General features: G+C 60.0%; 20 protein-coding genes and 2 tRNA genes. 2 read left to right on the top strand and 20 right to left on the bottom strand.

The annotated features are described in order from the left end of the window. Positions 1 to 29 precede the first annotated feature (29 nt). On the bottom strand, positions 30 to 212 hold the full coding sequence (locus tag IGB42_RS14665; protein WP_159672911.1) for a hypothetical protein: 183 nt from the start codon (positions 210 to 212) through the stop codon (positions 30 to 32). Between the two features lie 350 nt (positions 213 to 562). Between IGB42_RS14665 and IGB42_RS14660 the strand changes: the two genes are divergently transcribed. Together IGB42_RS14660 and IGB42_RS14655 are read left to right on the top strand one after the other, a co-directional pair. After that, positions 563 to 904, top strand: a complete 342-nt coding sequence (locus IGB42_RS14660) for a hypothetical protein (protein WP_159672909.1) — start codon at positions 563 to 565, stop codon at positions 902 to 904. 31 nt (positions 905 to 935) lie between these two features. Beyond that, positions 936 to 1,211 (top strand): cytoplasmic protein, encoded by a 276-nt coding sequence (locus IGB42_RS14655; protein WP_159672907.1) that lies wholly within the window; start codon positions 936 to 938, stop codon positions 1,209 to 1,211. 107 nt (positions 1,212 to 1,318) lie between these two features. Here IGB42_RS14655 and IGB42_RS14650 read toward each other — a convergent pair. From IGB42_RS14650 to nuoG, 19 genes are all read right to left on the bottom strand, one after another. After that, positions 1,319 to 1,395 (bottom strand) — tRNA-Pro (locus IGB42_RS14650). A 109-nt stretch (positions 1,396 to 1,504) separates the two neighbouring features. Continuing rightward, positions 1,505 to 1,867: a MerR family transcriptional regulator gene (locus IGB42_RS14645; RefSeq protein ID WP_159672905.1), complete on the bottom strand. Its 363-nt coding sequence runs from the start codon at positions 1,865 to 1,867 to the stop codon at positions 1,505 to 1,507. Beyond that, on the bottom strand, positions 1,830 to 2,150 hold the full coding sequence (locus IGB42_RS14640) for an integration host factor subunit alpha (protein ID WP_159672903.1): 321 nt from the start codon (positions 2,148 to 2,150) through the stop codon (positions 1,830 to 1,832). The genes IGB42_RS14645 and IGB42_RS14640 overlap by 38 nt, the downstream gene beginning before the upstream one ends. 22 nt (positions 2,151 to 2,172) lie before the next feature. Further along, entirely contained in the window at positions 2,173 to 4,527 is a 2,355-nt protein-coding gene (gene pheT / locus IGB42_RS14635) for a phenylalanine--tRNA ligase subunit beta (RefSeq protein ID WP_159672901.1), read from the bottom strand. Between the two features lie 15 nt (positions 4,528 to 4,542). Beyond that, positions 4,543 to 5,538 carry a phenylalanine--tRNA ligase subunit alpha gene (gene pheS, locus IGB42_RS14630; protein ID WP_159672899.1) on the bottom strand — a complete coding sequence of 332 codons (996 nt, stop codon included), beginning with the start codon at positions 5,536 to 5,538 and terminating at the stop codon, positions 4,543 to 4,545. A gap of 190 nt (positions 5,539 to 5,728) precedes the next feature. Then, positions 5,729 to 6,088 (bottom strand): 50S ribosomal protein L20, encoded by a 360-nt coding sequence (gene rplT / locus IGB42_RS14625; protein WP_035053497.1) that lies wholly within the window; start codon positions 6,086 to 6,088, stop codon positions 5,729 to 5,731. Between the two features lie 16 nt (positions 6,089 to 6,104). Then, complete coding sequence (gene rpmI / locus IGB42_RS14620; RefSeq protein WP_159672897.1) at positions 6,105 to 6,302, bottom strand: 50S ribosomal protein L35; 198 nt, start codon at positions 6,300 to 6,302, stop codon at positions 6,105 to 6,107. A 228-nt stretch (positions 6,303 to 6,530) separates the two neighbouring features. After that, positions 6,531 to 7,052 (bottom strand): translation initiation factor IF-3, encoded by a 522-nt coding sequence (gene infC, locus IGB42_RS14615; protein WP_159673116.1) that lies wholly within the window; start codon positions 7,050 to 7,052, stop codon positions 6,531 to 6,533. 48 nt (positions 7,053 to 7,100) lie between these two features. Further along, positions 7,101 to 9,005 carry a threonine--tRNA ligase gene (thrS, locus tag IGB42_RS14610; RefSeq protein ID WP_159672894.1) on the bottom strand — a complete coding sequence of 635 codons (1,905 nt, stop codon included), beginning with the start codon at positions 9,003 to 9,005 and terminating at the stop codon, positions 7,101 to 7,103. A 217-nt stretch (positions 9,006 to 9,222) separates the two neighbouring features. Further along, a tRNA-Val gene (locus IGB42_RS14605) sits at positions 9,223 to 9,299 on the bottom strand. 76 nt (positions 9,300 to 9,375) lie between these two features. Further along, positions 9,376 to 9,669: a DUF2818 family protein gene (locus tag IGB42_RS14600; RefSeq protein ID WP_159672892.1), complete on the bottom strand. Its 294-nt coding sequence runs from the start codon at positions 9,667 to 9,669 to the stop codon at positions 9,376 to 9,378. A gap of 6 nt (positions 9,670 to 9,675) precedes the next feature. Continuing rightward, positions 9,676 to 11,130 carry an NADH-quinone oxidoreductase subunit NuoN gene (gene nuoN / locus IGB42_RS14595; protein WP_159672890.1) on the bottom strand — a complete coding sequence of 485 codons (1,455 nt, stop codon included), beginning with the start codon at positions 11,128 to 11,130 and terminating at the stop codon, positions 9,676 to 9,678. Between the two features lie 28 nt (positions 11,131 to 11,158). Then, on the bottom strand, positions 11,159 to 12,667 hold the full coding sequence (locus tag IGB42_RS14590) for an NADH-quinone oxidoreductase subunit M (RefSeq protein ID WP_159672888.1): 1,509 nt from the start codon (positions 12,665 to 12,667) through the stop codon (positions 11,159 to 11,161). 46 nt (positions 12,668 to 12,713) lie between these two features. Beyond that, entirely contained in the window at positions 12,714 to 14,756 is a 2,043-nt protein-coding gene (gene nuoL / locus IGB42_RS14585) for an NADH-quinone oxidoreductase subunit L (RefSeq protein WP_159672886.1), read from the bottom strand. 37 nt (positions 14,757 to 14,793) lie between these two features. Beyond that, on the bottom strand, positions 14,794 to 15,099 hold the full coding sequence (gene nuoK, locus IGB42_RS14580) for an NADH-quinone oxidoreductase subunit NuoK (protein WP_159672884.1): 306 nt from the start codon (positions 15,097 to 15,099) through the stop codon (positions 14,794 to 14,796). A 15-nt stretch (positions 15,100 to 15,114) separates the two neighbouring features. After that, entirely contained in the window at positions 15,115 to 15,753 is a 639-nt protein-coding gene (locus IGB42_RS14575) for an NADH-quinone oxidoreductase subunit J (protein WP_159672882.1), read from the bottom strand. Positions 15,754 to 15,765: 12 nt separating this feature from the next. Then, positions 15,766 to 16,254 carry an NADH-quinone oxidoreductase subunit NuoI gene (nuoI, locus tag IGB42_RS14570; protein WP_084088800.1) on the bottom strand — a complete coding sequence of 163 codons (489 nt, stop codon included), beginning with the start codon at positions 16,252 to 16,254 and terminating at the stop codon, positions 15,766 to 15,768. A 16-nt stretch (positions 16,255 to 16,270) separates the two neighbouring features. Further along, a complete protein-coding gene (gene nuoH, locus IGB42_RS14565) occupies positions 16,271 to 17,323 on the bottom strand; it encodes an NADH-quinone oxidoreductase subunit NuoH (protein WP_159672880.1) in 1,053 nt (350 codons plus the stop codon). Positions 17,324 to 17,333: 10 nt separating this feature from the next. Continuing rightward, positions 17,334 to 19,637 carry an NADH-quinone oxidoreductase subunit NuoG gene (gene nuoG, locus IGB42_RS14560; protein WP_159672878.1) on the bottom strand — a complete coding sequence of 768 codons (2,304 nt, stop codon included), beginning with the start codon at positions 19,635 to 19,637 and terminating at the stop codon, positions 17,334 to 17,336. Between the last annotated feature and the right edge of the window lie 7 nt (positions 19,638 to 19,644).

Genomic DNA, 19,644 nt, shown 5'->3' with positions numbered 1-19,644 from the left:
CGTGGCGGCTTTTGCCAGCAGGAACAGGTTTAGCTGTTCTTGTGGCTTTGGCGGCCGGCATTCACGTGTTGCTCGTGCGTGCCGCCCTGGGTGCCCTTGCCGCTTTGCGACGAAGCAGATTTGCTCTGCGACGACGAATTTTGCGACGAAGCGCTCTTGGCGTTGCTGTTGCTGTTCTTGGATTGATTGGACGAATTCGATTGATTAGCCATGATCATGCTCCTTGAAAAGTCGGCGAAGTTGCCGTTCCTCCCTGGTGCCGGAAGAACCGCCGCGCCTTTGCGCAACGTGACGTCAGCTTAATCGACCCGCCTGATTCCCCTCATCGGTACAGCCCGCGCTTTGGGCTAGGATTTCTGCCGGCCGCTTGTGGGGTAATCCCCATTGGCTTGTGGGGCAATGCCGTAACGTGGTTGCAATGCAGCAATGTGGTGACGTTGCAGCACAAAAACGGCAGTGACCATCGACGTGGCTGGGCTGCCACTGCCGTTTGCACCGCAGCATCGGCAATACGTATGCCACAGCAGCGCCCCGCTTGCCCTCTCCATTTGCATCAAGCAGCATGCCATCCGCATTGACATCCGTTCCACCAGTACCTAATTTGGAACGCTTCCCTTCATCCTCAATATGGAAACACGCAATGTATTTCTTGCTACGCTGCATCCGCGGTCTTGCCGGCCTGATCTTTGTGGGCAGTGCAAGTGCAGCCTTCAAGTATCTGGGCTCGGCTAACCTGCCCGGCACCGATACCGGCCACGCCATGGCCATCGTGCTGTTCATGGCCGTGCTGATGTCGATCTCTGGCGGCGTATTCTTCGGCCTGCGCAAACTGATCAACACGCTGCATCAAAAAAACGTTGGCACGCCACATCCCAAGCTGGCAGCCAGTCATTGGGCGCTGTGACGCAGCAATCCGTCTTTGCCGGACTGATGCAATGACAGCCATCATCGCCGCACATGAACACTCGATTTATCATCGCAAAGCACTGCAGCAAAGCGATCTTTGCGGCTGCCTCCATTGCCTGGCGATCTTTCCGCCAGATGCAATCGAGGAGTGGACCGATTTTCCCGAAGACGCAACGGATGAACCGCTCGGGAACACGGCGCTGTGCCCCGCATGCAGCATCGACCCGGTGATCGGTAGCGCCCCGGGGTATTCCGTCACCCCCGAGTTTCTGGCACAGACGCAGGCGCACCGGTTCAGGCACTGAGCTGCGTTGCCACAACCCCATGCGGTTCTGTTTCGCGACGCGGCATGGTGTTTGCAGAAATGAAAAACGCCGAATCAGCAATATCACTGATTCGGCGTTTCTTTTTTTGGTCGGAATGGCGGGATTCGAACTCGCGACCCCTTGCACCCCATGCAAGTGCGCTACCAGGCTGCGCTACATTCCGAGAGAGCAGCGATTATAACCACTCGTCGGCACTTGCGCCATAGCCCTCTTGCATTGAATTACCCAAGGGGAACCGACCCCTTGCACCCCATGCAAGTGCGCTAGCTGCATCAGGCCTGCAGCCAGTGCAGCAGCGCGTGCAGTTCTTCGCGCACGGTGGCATTGGCCACCACGGCGCTTGCTTCATCCTCACCCAGATGCGCCAGCTGGTTGCGGGCGCCACTGATGGTAAAGCCCTGCTCGTACAGCAGCGAGCGGATACGGCGCACCAGCAGCACCTCGTGGTGCTGGTAGTAACGCCGGTTGCCGCGGCGCTTCACCGGCTTGAGCTGGGTGAACTCCTGCTCCCAGTAGCGCAGCACATGCGGCTTTACGCCACACAGCTCGCTCACTTCACCGATGGTGAAGTAGCGCTTGGCCGGGATCGATGGCAGATCAGATGTCGGTACGACGTTGCTGCTGGCGCTTTGCATAATGCAGTTCAACCAGTCCCTTCAGTTTCTGGCTTGCGTGGAAGGTAACGACACGGCGCGCAGAGATAGGAATCTCTTCGCCGGTCTTGGGATTGCGGCCCGGGCGTTGCGGTTTGTCGCGCAGCTGGAAATTACCGAAACCTGAAAGTTTGACCACATCGCCATCTTGCAATGAGGTACGGATTTCTTCGAAAAAGGCCTCGACCATGTCTTTGGCCTCACGCTTGTTGAGGCCGACCTTGTCAAAAAGAAGATCGGCCAAATCAGCCTTGGTGAGCGTCATTTATTAAACCCTGAACAACCTGTTATGCGCGGAGCGTTGCACCGCATCCTTCCCCGCGGCGAATGATTTCCGCCACTACGCTTTCGACTTCTTCGTCCGTAAGCGTTTTCTGAGTATCTTGCATCAACACCTTGAATGCAAGGCTCTTTTTGCCTTCTTCAACACCCTTGCCACGGTAGACATCAAAGAGTTCGATGCCCGTAATCAACGGGGATTTCACTTTGGCAAACGCCGCAAGCAGCTCGGCGACGGCCACGTGCTCGTCCACCACCAGCGCCAGATCGCGGCGTACCGGCTGGAATTTCGACACCGCGCGGGCCTCGTGCTTGTGCACTGCCAGCAACGCGGCCACGTCCAGTTCGAACAACACCGGTGCGCTGCCCAGCTCGTAAGCCTGCGACCATTGCGGATGCAATTCACCCACCACTCCGATCACCAGGCCATCGACCACCACCTCGGCAGAACGGCCCGGGTGCAGTGCCACATGGCTGGCGCGGCGGAATTCGGCGCGGCGCGGGGCCAGCAATGCTTCCACGTCCGCTTTCACGTCGAAGAAATCAACCTTGTCCTTGCCTGCAGCCCATTGCTCCGGCTCGCGGCCACCCCATGCCAGGCCGGCGATCTTTTCCGGCTGTGCATCCGCGGCCACACCATGGAACACGCGCGCCACTTCGAACAGGCGCACGCGCTCATGGCGGCGGTTGATATTGTGCTTGAGGCCATTGATCAGACCGCCGAACAGTGTCGAGCGCATCACGCTCATCTGGCTGGCAATCGGGTTGATCAATTTTACCGGTGCCGTGTTGCCGGCAAAGTCTGCCTCCCACTTTTCTTCCACGAAAGCGTAGTTGATCGCTTCCTGGTAATCGCGGGCGGCGAGGATGTTCTTCAGTGCGGCCTTGCCACGCAGGTTGCCCGGCTGCGCCAGCATGGCGAGCTTGGCAACCGATGCACTCACGGGCACATTGTCGTAGCCATACACGCGCGCCACTTCTTCGATCAGGTCTTCCTCGATTTCGATATCGAAGCGATAAGACGGTGGCGTCACGGTGATCACGTCGCCCGCCAGCGCGGTAGCAAGGCCCAGCCGGCGCAGGATGGCAACGATCTCATCGGCCGGCAATGCCAGCCCCAGCACGCGGGCCACGCGCGATACACGCAGCGCCACCGGTGCACGTGCGGGCAGTTCGGCCACGCTTTCCTGCACCGGGCCAGCCTGGCCACCGCAGATGTCCAGCACCAGTTGCGTGGCGCGCTCCAGCGCGTTGCGACAGCTGCCGAAATCCACGCCCCGCTCGAAGCGGTGCGACGAATCGGACGAGAAACCCAGCCGGCGTGCCTTGCCGGCAATCACTGCCGGCGCAAAGAATGCCGATTCCAGGAAGACATCCTGTGCGCCGGCTTCCACGCCGGTTTCGCCGCCACCCATGATGCCGGCCAGTGCCACTGGCCTGGCTTCATCGGCAATCACCAGCATGTCGGCTTCGAGCTTCAGCTCCTTGTCGTTCAACAAGGTGATGGTCTCGCCGGCATGAGCAAAACGCACGGTGATGCCGCCCTGCAGCTTGGCCAGATCGAACGCGTGCATCGGCTGGCCCTGTTCGAGCAGCACATAGTTGGTGATGTCGACGATGGCCGAGATCGAGCGCGTGCCACTGCGCGCCAGGCGCTGCTTCATCCAGTCCGGCGTTGGCGCGGCCTGGTTCACACCCTTGATCACGCGGCCAGCGTAGCGCGGGCACGCATCACCCGCAGCCAGCGTGATGCTGCGCACATCGTCGACTTGCGGTGCCACTGCGGCAATCTCCACCACGGTCTGCGCGGTGCCGGTCAGCGCGGCCACTTCACGCGCAATCCCCTTGATCGACAGGCAATCGGTGCGGTTGGGCGTGAGCTTGAGCGTCAGCAGCCGGTCGTCCAGGTTCAGGTAGTCACGGATGGGTGTGCCGACCGGCGCATCCGCCGGCAGGATCATCAGGCCATCCACATCGTCGGGCAGGCCCAGCTCCTTGCCGGAACAGAGCATGCCGGACGATTCGATGCCGCGCACCTTGGCCTGCTTGATCTTGAAATCACCCGGCAGCACCGCGCCGATGCGTGCGCACGGAATGCGGATCCCCACCGAGACATTCGGCGCGCCGCAGACGATCTGCAGCGGCCCGGCTTCGCCGACGTTCACGCTGCACACGTTCAGGCGGTCTGCATCCGGGTGCTTGCTCACGCTGAGCACTTCGGCCACGAATACATTGCTGAATGCCGGGGCCGCAGCCTCGTTTTCTTCCACTTCCAGACCGGCCATGGTCAGCAAATGCGCCAGCTCATCGGACGAGAGCGCCGGGTTCACCCAGCTGCGCAGCCATTGTTCAGAGAATTTCATGCTGTGCGCTCCGGATTATTTGAATTGGCCAAGGAAGGACAGGTCGTTGTCGAAGAACAGGCGCAGATCGTTCACGCCGTAATACAGCATGGCAAAACGGTCGAGGCCGATGCCGAAGGCAAAGCCGGTGTACTGCTCCGCATCGATACCCACGTTCTTCAGCACATTCGGGTGCACCATGCCGCAACCGCCCACTTCCAGCCAGCCACGCGCGCCCAGCACGTCGATTTCGGCGGACGGCTCGGTAAACGGGAAGAACGACGGGCGGAACCGCACCTGCAGGTCGTCACGCTCGAAGAAGTTGCGCAGGAAGTCGACGATCACGCTCTTCAAGTCGGCAAACGATACGCCCTCGTCCACCCACAGGCCTTCCATCTGGTGGAACATCGGCGAGTGCGTGGCATCCGAGTCAACGCGGTACACGCGGCCCGGCGCAATGATCTTGATCGGCGGCTGGTTATCCAGCATGTAGCGCACCTGGATCGGGCTGGTATGCGTGCGCAGCACCAGCGGCTCGCCAGCGCCCTCTACATAGAAGGTGTCCTGCATGGCGCGCGCCGGGTGATCCTTGGGGATATTGAGCGCGGCAAAGTTGTGGAAGTCGTTTTCGATTTCCGGGCCATCGGCCACGTCGAAACCGATGGAGCGGAACAGGTTCTCGATGCGCTGCTGCACCAGTGTCACCGGGTGAAGTCCACCGGCGCTGCGGCCGCGGCCCGGCAACGTGATGTCCAGCGCCTCGGCCGCCAGCTGCTTCGCCAGCTTCTCGGCCGCCAGCGCTTCGCGGCGCGTGTTCAGCGCGGCTTCGAATGCCTGCTTAGCCTGGTTGACGGTGGCGCCGAAGCTTTTTTTCTCTTCCGGCGGCAAGGTGCCCAGCTGCTTGAGCAGCGCGCTGATGGCACCCTCTTTGCCGACATAGCGGGCTTTGGTGTTTTCAAGTTCGACCGGGTCGTTTGTCGCGGCGAGCGCGGCAAGGCCCTCTTCGAGTATGGCTTGTACGTTGGCAACCATGGTGGCCCCATCTGGGTCTGAAATACGTTACGCAAAACCGCCTGAGCACAGGCGCACTTGGGTAAGGCATCGCATTGTTTGAAACAGCGGCACGGCGGCCGGCGGACATCAGGCATCGGCTGGCGATCGGGTGAAAGCGGCCGAATAAAAAAGGGAGGCTTATCGCCTCCCTTTTCAAAGCACTTGCCGATCAGGCAGCGAGGCTTACCTTGGCTTGCTCGACAAACTTGGCAAAAGCCGGCTTGTCAAACACGGCCAGGTCGGCCAAGACCTTGCGGTCTACTTCGATGCCAGCCTTTTTCAGGCCGTTCATGAAGCGGCTGTACGCCAGACCACACTCACGGGAAGCCGCGTTGATACGGGCGATCCACAGAGTACGGAATTGACGCTTCCTTTGACGACGGTCGCGGTAAGCATATTGACCGGCCTTCATCACCGCTTGCTTGGCGATCCGGTATACGTTCTTGCGACGGCCGCGGTAACCCTTGGCCAGTGCGAGTACTTTCTTGTGACGAGCGCGGGCTGTTACACCACGTTTAACGCGAGGCATCTCTTATCTCCTTGAGTTACGCGTAGGGCAACATTGCACGTACGTGGCCCATGTTCGACGGATCGACCATGCTGGTGCCGCGCAGTTGGCGCTTTGTCTTGGTAGTTTTCTTGGTCAGGATGTGACGCTTGAACGCGTGTGCGCGCTTGACGCCGCCACCGCCGAGAACCTTGAAGCGCTTTTTGGCGCTGCTCTTGGTTTTCATCTTGGGCATGGAATGCTCCGAATGAAGTTAAATTAGGCAACAGGCGCCCCGCGGTATTGACCTTGGGGACTTAGTGGCCTGGCACCACGTTTATGTTGCGACAACCGGCAGCGGTGTTCTGCGCCTTGACGGGGGCTGTCGCCACCCCGCTCTTTTTTCTGTACGGCCTGTACTGCAAGCAATACGCCCCCTGCCGCATCAATCAATCGATGCCGGCAGGTACTGCGGCAGCAATGCTTATTTCTTCTTGGGCGACAGCATCATCACCATCTGACGGCCTTCCAGGCGCGGGTGTTGCTCCACGATCGCCAGTTCGGTCAGGTCAGCTTCGACACGCTTCAATTGCGCCATGCCGATTTCTTGGTGAGCCATTTCACGGCCGCGGAAACGCAGCGTGATCTTGGCCTTGTCGCCATCTTCGAGGAAGCGGATCAGATTGCGCAGCTTGACTTGGTAGTCGTTCTCGTCGGTACCCGGACGGAATTTGACTTCCTTGATCTGGATCTGCTTCTGATTGAGCTTGGCCGCGTGGTCTTTCTTGGATTTCTCGTACTTGTACTTGCCGTAGTCCATCACACGGCAAACCGGTGGCGTGGCGGTAGGGGCGATCTCAACCAGATCGACTTCCGCTTCTTCGGCCAGTGCCAGCGCTTGCGCCAGGCTCACGATACCGAGTTGCTCACCATCCAGACCTTGCAGTCGTACTTCTCGCGCGGTGATTTCACCATTGATGCGCGGTTCTTTATCCGAAGCAGCTATCTCTTTTCTCCAAGTCGTAAAACAAAAACCGTGCGGCTGACGTGGGCATCAGGCCTTGGGGGTTTCCGCCTGCATGCGTTCCAGGAACGCTGCCAGGTTGATTTGCCCGAGGTCTTCGCCACTGCGGCTGCGCACGGCCACCAAGCCCGCTTCTTTTTCCTTGTCGCCCACGATGAGCTGATAAGGAATCCGTTGCAAGCTATGTTCCCGGATTTTATAGGTTATTTTCTCATTTCTCAAGTCGGCCTCAACCCTGAGGCCTGCATCCTTGAGCTGGCGCGCCACCGATTCGGCATATTCACGCTGCGATTCGGAGATATTGAGCACCACCGCCTGCACCGGGGCCAGCCACGACGGGAACGCACCAGAGAAGTTTTCGATCAGGATGCCGAGGAAACGCTCCATCGAGCCGACGATGGCACGATGCAGCATCACCGGGCGCTGGCGGGTATTGTCTTCCGCCACGTATTCCGGGCCCAGGCGTTCGGGCAGAACGAAGTCGAGCTGCAGCGTACCGCACTGCCAGGAACGGCCGATGGCATCCTTGATGTGGTATTCGATCTTGGGGCCGTAGAACGCACCCTCGCCCGGCAACTCTTCCCATTCCACGCCACAGGCACGCAGTGCAACACGCAGGCCATCTTCGGCACGATCCCACACTTCATCGCTGCCGGCACGCTTGGCCGGGCGCAGCGCCAGCTTGATGGCGATGCCCTCAAAGCCGAAATCGTCGTACACGCTCATCGCCAGCGCATGGAAAGTCTTCGCTTCTTCGATCAGCTGGCTTTCCATACAGAAGATGTGTGCATCGTCCTGCGTGAAACCGCGCACGCGCATCAGACCGTGCAGCGAGCCGGACGGCTCGTTGCGGTGGCAGGCGCCGAACTCGGCCAAGCGCAGCGGCAGATCGCGGTACGAGCGCAGGTCGCTGTTGAAAATCTGTACGTGGCCCGGGCAGTTCATCGGCTTCACCGCATAGGTGCGCTTTTCCGATTCGGTCACGAACATGTTGTCCTGGTAGTTCTCCCAGTGGCCCGATTTCTCCCACAGGCTGCGGTCCATCATCATCGGCGTACGCACTTCCTGGTAGCCGGCCTTGTTCAGGCGGGCACGCATGTACTGCTCGACCGATTGCCACAGCGACCAGCCCTTGGGGTGCCAGAACACCATGCCCGGCGCCTCTTCCTGCATGTGGAACAGATCGAGAGCGCGGCCGATCTTGCGGTGATCGCGCTTTTCCGATTCTTCCAGCCGGTGCAGATAGGCTTCCAGGTCTTCTTTCTTCGCCCACGCCGTGCCATACACGCGGGTGAGCATTTCGTTCTTCGAATCACCGCGCCAGTAGGCACCGGCCACCTTCATCAGCTTGAAGACTTTCAGCTTGCCGGTGGACGGCACGTGCGGGCCGCGGCACAGGTCGGTGAAATCGCCTTCGCGGTACAGGCTCAGCACTTCACCCTGCGGGATCGATTCAATGATCTCGGCCTTGTACGCCTCGCCGATGCTCTTGAAGTAGGCAATGGCTTCGTCGCGCGGCAGCTCGTAGCGCTCGACCGGAATATCCTTCTTGGACAGCTCGAGCATTTTCTTCTCGATCGCTTCCAGATCTTCCGGCGTGAATGGGCGCTTGTAGCTGAAATCGTAGAAGAAGCCATCCTCGATCACCGGGCCGATGGTGACTTGCGCATCCGGGAACAGGCTCTTCACCGCGTAGGCGAGCAAGTGGGCTGTCGAGTGGCGGATCACGTCCAGGCCATCGGCATCACGCTCGGTCACGATGGCCAGCTGCACATCGCGCTCGATCAGGTAGCTGGTATCGACCAGCACACCATCCACCTTGCCGGCCAGCGCGGCACGGGCAAGACCGGCACCGATGCTGGCAGCAACGCCGGCTACGGTAACGGGCGCGTCGAATTGACGTTGGGAACCATCTGGAAGCGTAATCACCGGCATGTGAGCCACCTGTTCAAGTAAACGTTGTGTCTGCTGCGGCCCACATGGGCTGCGCGTATCGGTTCGTGCTTTGCGCCCGCGCGGGCAAAAAAAAAGTGCGGGCTAAGCCGCACTTTTTTACATCAAGCTCTGGTTTGACCAGTGCACGGCTACCCGGGTCAGTTTTGGGTAGTGGTGCGGGTTCGAAACATGAGCTTGATTCCTTATCTAAATCCGTTGGTAGGCACGATTGGACTCGAACCAACGACCCCCACCATGTCAAGGTGGTGCTCTAACCAGCTGAGCTACGTGCCTAACGAAGAAGGCGAACTATAGCGAGATTACCGCAGGGCTGCAAGCCCCCTTACACAAGAAATTTCGCTCAACTACGTCAAATACCGGGTTTACGCCAGAAATAGCGCCATACGAAGCCGGGCCAGGCCAGCACCGCGAACAACGCCAGCGTAGTGGCATAGAACGGCCAGTTCTGCGCGTGCACGTCGGCAATGCGCCCTTCCAGCAAGCGGGCTAGCAAACCCAGTACCACGTAGTAAACCAGCCATTCCAGCAACTGCCAGCCGAAGTGCTTGCGGGCCAGTGCCACAAAACCGAACAGCCGGACGGAGAGGAAAGGCACATTGGCGGCCAGCGCCGCCAATGTGCAGATGATCAGTACTTCGATCATGCGGGATCAGTGCATCAGCAGCGAGGTACCGATGGCGCGGTTGGCAATTGCCAGCAGCGTATCGGGCACCAGGCCCAGGGCCAGCAGCGCCAGGCAGTTCACCGACAGGATGATGCGCGTATCCCAGCCCGCAACGATGGCTTCGTTGTCGGTCGGCTCGTCAAAGTACATGACCTTGACCACGCGCAGGTAATAGAACGCGCCGATCAGCGACATCAGCACTGCAATCACCGCCAGCCATACCAGGCCCAGGTTCACCACAGCCTTGAGCACCGCCAGCTTGGCAAAGAAGCCGACGAAGACCGGAATGCCCGCCATCGAGAACATCACCATCAGCATCATCAGCGCAAACCACGGGCTGCGGCGGGCCAGGCCCTTGAACGCATCGATGGTATCGGCTTCATAACCCTCGCGGGACAGCAGCATGATCACACCGAAGCCGGCAGCTGCGGTCAGCACATAGGTGAACGCGTAGAAGAATGCCGCCGAATACCCAACCGGATTGGCCACCAGGAAACCCAGCAGCAGGAAACCCATGTGCGAAATCGTCGAGTACGCAAACATCCGCTTCAGGTTGGTTTGTGCAATCGCGGTCAGGTTGCCGATCACCAGCGACAGCACCGCCAGCACCACCAGCATGCTGCGCCAGTCCGGGCCGAAGCCCTCCAGGCCCTGTGCCAGAATGCGGATGATGAAGGCAAACGCAGCCAGCTTCGGAGCGGAACCGATCAGCTGTGCAATCGGGGTCGGTGCGCCTTCGTAAACGTCCGGCACCCACATATGGAACGGCACGGCACCCAGCTTGAAGCCGAGGCCGGTCACGATGAATACCAGACCGAAGATGGCCAGCAGCGGGTTGACCTGGCCTTGCGAGATCTTGTGCGCAATCACGAACACGTCCAGCGAACCGGTGGCACCGTAGACCATGGACATGCCGTACAGCAGCATGCCGGAGGCCAGCGCGCCCAGCACGAAGTACTTCATCGCTGCTTCGGTGGCTTTCACGTAGTCACGGCGCAGTGCCACCAGCGCATACAGCGACAGCGACAGCAGCTCCAGGCCCACATACAGCACCAGGAAGTTGACTGCAGACACCATCACCAGCATGCCCAGCAGCGCGAACAAGGTCAGCGTGAACAGCTCGCCACGCCACAGATCGCGCGTCTTGGCATAGCTGCGGGCATAAACCAGTGCCAGCGCCACGCCGATGATGATGCCGATCTTGGAGAAGGTGGCAATCTGGTCGACCACAAACAAGCCGTTGAACGCCAGCTGCGGCAGTTCCGAATAGCTGTAGAACAGCAGGCCACCGGTGACCGCCAGTGCGATCAGCGTCAGTACATAGGTCACCAGACGATCATCGTCACGGACAAAAAGATCAATCAGCAGGATCGCGCAGGTGGCACAGAGAAGGAAAATCTCCGGCGCGGCAATCCATGCATTCAAACTGGTCCAAGTCATGCTCTAAACCCTTATCTCGCAGACACTGTTATTGGGGGAGCTTGGATTGCGATACATGCCAGATCAGGTCATTGACCGACATATGCATCACATCGACAAACAGCTTCGGATACAAGCCCATGCCCAGCACGGTCACGGCCAGGATCGCCAGCACGAAGAACTCGCGTGCATTCACGTCCTTCAGTTCAGCCACGTGGTCGTTGCCCACATCGCCGAAAATCACCCGCTTGTACATCCACAAGGTGTACGCAGCGCCGAAGATCAGCGTGGTTGCACCCGCTACCGCGTACCAGAAGTTCACCTGCACCGCACCCAGGATTACCAGGAATTCACCCGAGAAACCCGAGGTACCCGGCAGGCCGGAGTTGGCCATGGCAAACAACATGAAGAAGGCAGCGAAAATCGGCATCTTGTTGGCCACGCCGCCGTAATCGGCGATCTTGCGGCTATGCACGCGGTCGTACATCACGCCGATGCAGAAGAACATCGCGGCGGATACGAAGCCGTGCGAGATCATCTGCGCAATCGCGCCCTCGACCGCCCACGAATTCAGTTCGCCGCCGCTGGTGCCGCCAAACATGAAGAAGCCCAGTGTGACGAAGCCCATGTGCGAGATCGACGAATACGCCACCAGCTTTTTCATGTCGGTCTGTACCAGCGCCACCAGGCCGATATACACCACCGCCACCAGCGAGAACAGCACGAACACCCACGCATATTCGCGGCAGGCATCGGGCACGATCGGCAGCGCAAACCGCAGGAAACCGTACGCACCCAGCTTGAGGGTGATCGCAGCCAGCACCATCGAACCACCAGTCGGTGCCTCGACGTGCGCATCCGGCAGCCAGGTATGCACCGGCCACATCGGCACCTTCACCGCAAAGGCGAAGAAGAAAGCGATCAGCACGAACACCTGTGCACCCATGCCCAGCGGCAGGCGGGCGAAATCAGCAATCGCAAAGCTGCCATCGGCCTGGTAGTACAGGTAGATGAAGGCAACCAGGGTGAGCAGCGAGCCCAGCAGCGTGTACAGGAAGAACTTGAACGACGCGTAAACGCGGTTCTGGCCACCCCAGATACCGATGATCAGGTACATCGGGATCAGCATCGCTTCAAAGAAGCAATAGAACAGGATGGCATCCTGCGCGGCAAACGCGCCGTTGATCAGGCCCGACATGATCAGGAACGCAGCCAGGTAATGCGCGGCACGCTTCTGGATCACTTCCCAGCCAGCCAGCACCACCAGCAAGGTGGTGAAGCTGTTGAGCAGCAGGAACCACACCGAGATGCCGTCCACGCCCAGGTGGTAGTTGATGTTGAACGTCTTGATCCACGGCTTGAGCTCAACGAACTGCATGCCGCCGTTGAGGACATCAAAACCGGTATAGAGCGGAATCGTGACCAGAAAGCTCGCCAGCGCGCCAATCACGGCGATCCAGCGTGCGATCTGTGCATGCTTGTCCCCGCCGGTGGCGAGCACCACGAGGCCTGCCAGTACTGGCAGCCAGATCGCGAGGCTCAGAAGATTACCCGTCATAGTCTTACCTACTTGTTATTTCATCAATCCGATTGAACGCCGCGCTTCAGTGCAGCGCGAACAGCCTGTACGTGAGCCAGCTCAGCAAACCCAGCGCGCCGATGATCATGGCGAACGCGTAGTGGTAGATGTAGCCAGTCTGTGCACGGCGAACGGCGCCGGAGAAGAAGCCCACCACCTTGGCCGTGCCGTTGACGATCAGGCCATCGATCATCAGCACGTCGCCCACCTTCCACAGCGCGGTACCCAGCGCACGACCAAAGGCGGAGAAGCCATTGATGTAGAGGTGATCCATGTAGTACTTCTCTTCCAGCAGCTTCTTGACGCCAATCGAGATGAAGAAGCGATCGCAGGCAGCCGGCAATGCAGGTTTGACCATGTAGAAAATGTAGGCAGCAACCACACCGCCGATGGCAAGGTACAGCGGCAGCGTGCTGAACGCGTGCTTCACCATGCCGAACGGGCCGTGGAATTCTTCCTTCATGATCTCCAGCGCGTGATGCGCTTCCGGATTGACGAAGATCACGCCTTCGAAGAAGTTGCCGTACAGCATCGGCTCGATCGCGAAGTAACCGATCAGCACCGACGGGATGGCCAGCAGCACCAGCGGCAGTGTCACCACCCACGGACTTTCGTGCGGCTTGTCGTGCGGGCCGAGGCCATGGTGATGGTCGTGGTCTTCTTCGTTGTTGTCGACGTGATGGTCGTGATGACCCTTCTCCATCCAGCGCTCCTTGCCATGGAAGACAAGGAAATACATGCGGAACGAGTAGAACGCAGTCACGAACACACCGGCCACCACGGCGAAGTAGGCAAAGCCCGCGCCCGGCAGATGCGATTCGGCCACCGCTTCGATGATCGAATCCTTGGAATAGAAGCCGGAGAAGAACGGCGTGCCGATCAGCGCCAGCGAACCCAGCAAGGAGGTGATCCAGGTGATCTTCATGTACTTGCGCAAGCCACCCATGTTGCGGATGTCCTGGTCATGATGCATGCCGATGATCACCGAGCCGGCGCCAAGGAACAGCAGCGCCTTGAAGAACGCGTGTGTCATCAGGTGGAACACGGCCACCGAGTAAGCCGATGCGCCCAGCGCCACGGTCATGTAACCGAGCTGCGACAGCGTGGAGTACGCAACCACGCGCTTGATGTCGTTCTGGATGATGCCGAGGAAACCCATGAACAGCGCAGTGATCGCGCCGATCACCAGCACGAAGTTCAGCGCGGTATCCGACAGCTCGAACAGCGGCGACATGCGCGACACCATGAAGATACCGGCCGTCACCATGGTGGCGGCGTGAATCAGCGCGGAAATCGGTGTCGGGCCCTCCATCGAATCGGGCAGCCATACGTGCAGCGGGAACTGTGCCGATTTACCCATCGCACCGACGAACAGCAGGATGCAGGTCACGCTCAGCAACGACCAGCTGGTACCCGGGAACAGGCTGATGGCTGCGTCTTTCAGTTCCGGCGCCTTGGCGAATACTTCGGCGTAATCGAGCGTACCGAAGTGCGCCAGCACGAGGCCGATGCCCAGCAGGAAGCCGAAGTCACCCACGCGGTTGACGAGAAACGCCTTCAGGTTGGCGAACGTGGCGGTCGGGCGCTTGAACCAGAAGCCGATCAGCAGGTAGGACACGAGGCCCACTGCTTCCCAGCCGAAGAACAGCTGCACGAAGTTGTTGGCCATCACCAGCATCAGCATCGAGAAGGTGAACAGCGAGATATAGCTGAAGAAACGCTGGTAGCCCGGGTCTTCCTGCATGTAGCCGATGGTGTAGATATGCACCATCAGCGAGACGAAGGTGACCACGCACATCATCATCGCGGTCAGCTTGTCGACCAGGAAGCCGACGTTGAGATCAACGCCGTTCACGGTCAGCCAGGTGTAGATGGTGCCGTTGAAGCTGGCGCCACCGTCGATCAAGGTCTTGAGCACGTAGGCAGACAGCGCGAACGCCACTGCCACGCCGCCGATGGTGACGGTATGCGCAGCGCGCCGGCCGATCGCCCAGCCAAAGAGACCTGCCACCAGCGCGCCAAACAACGGCGCCAGCGGAATCAGCAGGTAGATTGTTTTCATGTCCATGGGTTAAGCCCTGTTGTTATCTTGGCCGGAAGTCCGGTTAGCCCTTGAGATGATCGAGGTCTTCCACATTGATCGAGCGCAGGTTGCGGAACAGCACAACCAGGATCGCCAGGCCAATGGCCGACTCGGCCGCAGCCACTGTCAGGATGAAGAAGACAAAAATCTGTCCGGATGCGTCACCCAGGAACTGCGAAAACGCGATGAAATTGATATTGACCGCCAGCAGCATCAGCTCGATTGCCATCAGCAACACGATCAGGTTCTTGCGGTTCATGAAGATGCCGAACACCGAGATCGCAAACAGGATCGCGGCCAGCACCAAGTAATGAGTCAATGTGAGCATGTGTCTCCCCTGCCCTTATGCTTGCTGCTCGCCATCGGCAGCTTTGGGCGGCTCGATGGTGGCGCGGGCTTCAGTCGGCACAGAAACAATCTTGAGGCGATCATTGCGCTTCACCTTGATCTGGTCGGCCGGGTTGATGTACTTGGTGTTCTTGCGCTTGCGCAGCGTGAGCGCAATCGCCGCGATCATGCCCACCAGCAGCAAGGCAGCAGCCAGCTGGAACGGCAGGAAGTAATGCGTATAGATCAGTTGACCCAGTGCCTTGGCATTGTTGTAGCCAGGCGCCGGCTCGACGAGCACCGCCCCTTCGATCTGCGCGGCCTGGTGCGTGAGCACCAGCACCATTTCGACCGCCATGATCACGGCCACCGTGCCGGCTACCGGCACATAGCGCCAGAAGCCCTTGCGCAGCTCTTCGAAGTTGACGTCCAGCATCATCACCACGAACAGGAACAGCACCATCACCGCGCCCACGTAAATGACGATCAGCGATACCGCCAGGAACTCGGCCTTGATCAGCATCCACAGCACGGCACCGGTGAAGAACGACAGCACCAGGTACAGCGCGGCGTGCACCGGGTTCTTGGAGGCAATCACCCCGAACGCGGCCGCCAGCAGGACTGCGGCAAAGATATAAAAAATGACTACGGTCATCACAGATCCCTTTTAGCGGTACTTGGCGTCCGCAGCCTTGCGGGCTGCGATTTCGCTCTCGTACTTGTCGCCGACCGCGAGCAGCATCGGCTTGGTGTAATACAGATCGCCGCGCTTTTCGCCGTGGTATTCGAGGATGTGCGTTTCGACAATGGCATCCACTGGACAGGCTTCTTCGCAGAAACCGCAGAAGATGCACTTGGTCAGGTCGATGTCGTAACGCGAAGTGCGGCGGGTGCCGTCGTCACGCGTTTCCGATTCGATGGTGATGGCCATTGCCGGGCAGACGGCCTCGCACAGTTTGCAGGCAATGCAGCGCTCTTCGCCGTTGGCGTAGCGGCGCTGTGCATGCAGGCCGCGGAAACGCGGGCTGTACGGGGTTTTCTCTTCCGGGAACTGCACGGTGATCTTGCGCTGGAAGAAGTGACGCCCGGTGAGCATCAGCCCCTTGACGAGTTCGACCAGCAGGAAGGTCTTGAAGAAATGATTGATTTTTTCCATGTCTCTTATCCTCGCCTTACTTCCACAGCGTCAGCGGGGTTTGCATCCAGGCACCCACCAGCACGATCCACACCAGCGTGACCGGGATGAAGATTTTCCAGCCCAGACGCATCAGCTGGTCATAACGGTAGCGCGGGAATGTTGCGCGGAACCACAGGAAGCAGAACAACAGGAACGCAACCTTCAATACCCACCACAGGAAGCTTGCCGCGCCCAGCACCGGCCAGCTTGCCGGGAACGGGCTCAGCCAGCCGCCAAGGAACATGACAGCCGCCATGGCGGAAATCAGGATCATGTTGGCGTATTCGGCCAGGAAGAACAGCGCGAAGCTCATGCCCGAATATTCGATCATGTGGCCGGCAACGATTTCCGATTCGCCTTCGGTCACGTCGAACGGTGCGCGGTTGGTTTCCGCCAGGCCCGAGATGAAGTAGACGACGAACAGCGGCAGCAGCGGCAGCCAGTTCCAGCTGAACACCGAGCCACCGGCAATGCCATGGCCCTGACCATTGACGATCTCGGTGAGGTTGAGCGAACCGGACACCATGATCACGCCAACCAGCGCAAAGCCCATCGCCAGCTCGTACGAGATCACCTGCGCCGCGGCGCGCATCGCACCGAGGAACGCATACTTGGAGTTGGAAGCCCAACCGGCGAGGATCACGCCGTATACGCCCATCGAGGTAATGGCCATCACGTACAGCAGGCCCACGTTCACATCGGCCAGCACGAAGCCGGGATAGAACGGCACCACCGCCCACGCGGCCAGTGCCGGCATCAGCACCATCACCGGCGCCACGAAGAACAGCCCCTTGCTGGCGGCGGACGGAGTGATGATTTCCTTGAGCAGCAGCTTCACGCCGTCGGCGATCGGTTGCAGCAAGCCGAACGGACCAACCCGGTTCGGGCCGATACGGATCTGCATGTAGCCGATGACCTTGCGCTCTGCCAGGGTCATGTAGGCCACGGCACCGAAGATCGGCGCCACGATGCAGAGGATCTTCAGTACGGTCCAGATAACAAAGGCCAGCGTTTCATTGAGGCCCAGCGTGGTATGAAAGAATTCCATGCTTGTCCCCTTATGCCTTCACGACCGACACGGCGCCGGTACCCAGATTGCGGGTAGCCGGTGCAGCCAGCGGAACGCGTACCACCTGATCGAGCAGGCCTTCGTCTGCCACGGCAGCCAGCACGGCGTCACTACCACCCTGGCTCACGCGTACCTGGTCACCGGCAGCCACGCCCAGCGCGGCCAGCGTTGCCGCATTGGCACGCAGCTGGCCAGCCACCTGCGCATCGGCAGTCGCCTGCAGGCTGACTGCACGGCGGGTGATGGCATCGGCCTGATACGCCGGCACTTCGGCCAGGCGCACGAGACCTGCAGCAACAGCCTGCGGCTTGACGTGCACGGCCGCAGCCGGTGCATTGTCGAGTTTGGCATCGATGCCGGCAGCGAGGATTTCGTCGCGCACTTCTTCCGAGCTGTTGTAGTGGAAGTTTTCCACGCCCAGCAGGTTGCCCAGCACGCGGAAGACTTTCCACGCCGGACGGGTTTCGCCCAGCGGGCGTACCACGCCATTGAAGCTTTGCGGACGGCCTTCCATGTTGATGAAGGTGCCGGAGGTTTCCGAGAACGGCGAAACCGGCAGGATCACGTCGGCGTAATCGAATGCGCACGACTGGAATGGCGACATCACCACGACCATCTCGGCCTTTTCCAGCGCGGCAACGGCTTCTGCACCGTTGGCGGTATCGAAATCGGCTTCAGCATTGAGCAGCACGTAGGCTTTCTTCGGCTGGGCAAACACGTTGCCCGCCCCCTGGAAGCCCACCAGCTGCGCACCAACGGTATTGGCGGCATCGGACAGCACGCCCAGCTTGGCGCCCAACACGTCGGACAGCGCGGTTGCCGCAGCGTACAGCTCAGCAGCGCGTGCGTTCTGGATGGCAAGGTTGCCCAGCAGCACTGCGGCGCTTTCCTTGCCGATCAGTGTTTCGGCAACCTGCCTGGCAGTTGCGGTCACTTCAACGCCGTTCAGGTCGATATGCGCCGGTGCAGCAGCACCGGTGATTTCAACCGCAGCCTTCAGTGTAGCCAGCACGCCCTCGACCAGTTGGTCCGGGCGGGTGATCACCTGACCGCTCACCTTGGTGAGCAGATCATCGCCATGCGAGTTGATGATGGACAGCGTGCCGCCCTTCTTCACCGACTGGCGCAGGCGTTGCGCGATCAGCGGTTGATCCTTGCGCAGCGTGGAGCCGATCACCAGCACGGCCTTGGTCTGCGCCAGTTCGCTGATGCTCTGGCCCAGCCATTGCACACCCCTGGTGGCAACCGGCTCGGTCACGCGCAGGCGCGATTCGACGCTGGACACACCCACGCCAGCGAGCAGCTTCTTGAACAGGAACAGCTCTTCCAGCGTCGACGAGGCATTCGCCACGCCGGCCACGCTGTCGGCGCCATGATCAGCCACCACGGACTTGAGGCCGTTGGCCACGTATTCGAGTGCAGTCTGCCAATCGGCTTCCTGCCATACGCCGCCCTGCTTGATCAATGGCTTGGTCAGGCGCTCATCCGAATTCAGCGCTTCGTAGCTGAAACGGTCGCGGTCGGACAGCCAGCATTCGTTGATCGCTTCGTTTTCCAGCGGCAGCACGCGCTTGATCTTGTGATCCTTGACCTGCACCACCAGATTGGCGCCCAGGCCATCATGCGCGGCCACGCTCTTGCGGCGCGACAGCTCCCAGGTACGGGCGCTGTAGCGGAAAGGCTTGGACGTGAGCGCACCGACCGGGCACAGGTCGATGATGTTGCCGGAGATTTCCGAGTTCACCGTCTTGCCGATATACGGCATCACTTCGGTGAATTCGCCGCGGCCACCCATGCCCAGCTCCTGGAAGCCGGCAATTTCTTCGGTGAACCGCACGCAGCGGCTGCAATGGATGCAGCGTGTCATGTCGGTGGAGACCAGCGGACCGAGGTCCTTGTTGACCACCACGCGCTTTTCTTCCTGGTAGCGCGAGCCGGACTGGCCATAACCGACAGCCAGATCCTGCAGGTTGCACTCGCCGCCCTGATCGCAGATCGGGCAGTCCAGCGGGTGGTTGATCAACAGGAATTCCATCACGCCCTTCTGGGCCTTCACGGCCATGTCAGAGTGGGTGTAGACCTTCATCCCGTCAGTCACGGGCGTGGCACAGGCGGGCAGCGGTTTGGGCGCTTTTTCGACCTGGACCAGGCACATGCGGCAGTTGGCAGCGATCGACAGTTTCTTGTGGTAGCAGAAATGCGGGATGTGCACGCCGACAGAGTTCGCCGCGTCCATCACCGTGCTGCCGCCCGGCACTGTCAATGTCTTACCGTCGATTTCAATTTCCAGCATGATCGAC

Origin of the sequence: Andreprevotia sp. IGB-42, assembly GCF_009848685.1 — a bacterium.
Classification (GTDB): domain Bacteria; phylum Pseudomonadota; class Gammaproteobacteria; order Burkholderiales; family Chitinibacteraceae; genus Andreprevotia.
This window is presented reverse-complemented; position numbering and strand designations above follow the sequence as displayed.